The sequence below is a fragment of the Granulicatella sp. WM01 genome (genome assembly GCF_004570605.1).
Classification (GTDB): domain Bacteria; phylum Bacillota; class Bacilli; order Lactobacillales; family Aerococcaceae; genus WM01.
Map to the genome: position 1 here is coordinate 1 of NZ_SPPB01000112.1, position 1,486 is coordinate 1,486.

1 protein-coding gene is annotated in these 1,486 nt (G+C 30.8%); it reads left to right on the top strand.

What is annotated here, in order from left to right; translation table 11 throughout:
• Positions 1 to 112 precede the first annotated feature (112 nt).
• Positions 113 to 1,486 (top strand): IS1182 family transposase (locus E4T68_RS08795; protein WP_135126030.1); only part of this gene is annotated, 1,374 nt, incomplete at its 3' end.

Here is a 1,486-nt window from a genome sequence, read left to right on the forward strand (position 1 = left end):
CTGTTGACAAATATAACTGTCAGCGGTCTTTTTTCGTATAACATTTATTTTATACATTTTTCCTCACTAACTGTTATAATATACATATATAAATTGAAAGGATACACCTACTATGTTCTATCAAGATAGCTCGCCACAAGATGAATTTATTCTTTTTTCGTTGTCACAACTTGTCCCAGAAAATCATTTACTTAGAAAAATAGATAAACATATTGATTTTTCTTTTATTTATGACTTAACCTCCCCATATTACAGTCACCATTCAGGACGCAACAGCCTGGATCCTATTTTATTATTCAAATTGGTCTTCTTAAAAGACCTCTATGGCATAAAATCAATGCGTGAAACCATTAAACGTGTAGAAACAGATGTGGCATTTAGATGGTTTTTAAATTTACCTTTTTCCAAACCTGCCCCTCACTATTCTACATTTTCTCAAAATTATATTCGTCGTTTTAAAGAGACAACTGTTTTCGAAGATATTTTTACAGAAATTTTAACTCAAGCTATCCAACATAATTTAGTTTCTGGCACAGCTTTATTTACTGATTCTACACACATCAAAGCTAATGCCAATAAAAATAAATCTAGAAATGTTATTATTGAAACCGTAAAAGAGAGAAAACTAGCATTTGAGAATGACATTAATAATGAGCGTGAGGCATTAGGAAAAAAGCCTTTTGAATTTACTGATACACTGGTCACTAAGTCTATAAAACAAAGTACAACTGACTCACAAAGTGGCTATTATCATCGTAGTCATAAAGAAAAAGGCTTCATGTATTTAGACCACCGTACAGTAGATGGTAAACATAATTTTATTGTAGATTGTTTTATTACATCTGGGAACGTCCATGATAGTGTGCCGTATATTGACCGATTAACTTATATCATAGATAAATATAAATTTGTTGTAAATTGTGTGGCTTTAGATAGTGGGTATTATGCTCGAGATATTTTACAATTTTTAGAAGATAGACGTATTTTTTCAGTTATTGGGTATAGACGATTTAATAAAACAGCAGATAGTAACTATTTTCAGTATATGCATAAAAATGACTGTTTTGTAGATAAACGCACAGGAGAAGTTTATGTCTATAAAAACATTGATAGACGTGGCTATAAACAGTATCGTTCTATTGATAAAAATAATAAACGAATCATTCAGCGTGTACTTAATGCAGACTTATATGACAGAGCTAGACAACGTAGATTATCTCCATTAGGCAAGCAATTATATAAACGTAGAAAAGAAACTGTCGAGAGAAGTTTTGCAGACTCTAAACAAAATCACGGGTATCGTTTTGCACAATATAGAGGTTTAGCCAAGATACAGCAGTATACTTGGTTATCTTGTGCTACCCAAAATATGAAAAAACTGGCAACAATACTACACAAACAGTATTGTTTTTTTCTTTTAAACAGTACTTTTGCTACTCTATATAGGTTTAATATAAAAGCACATCACATTTTTTCTATTTTAAAA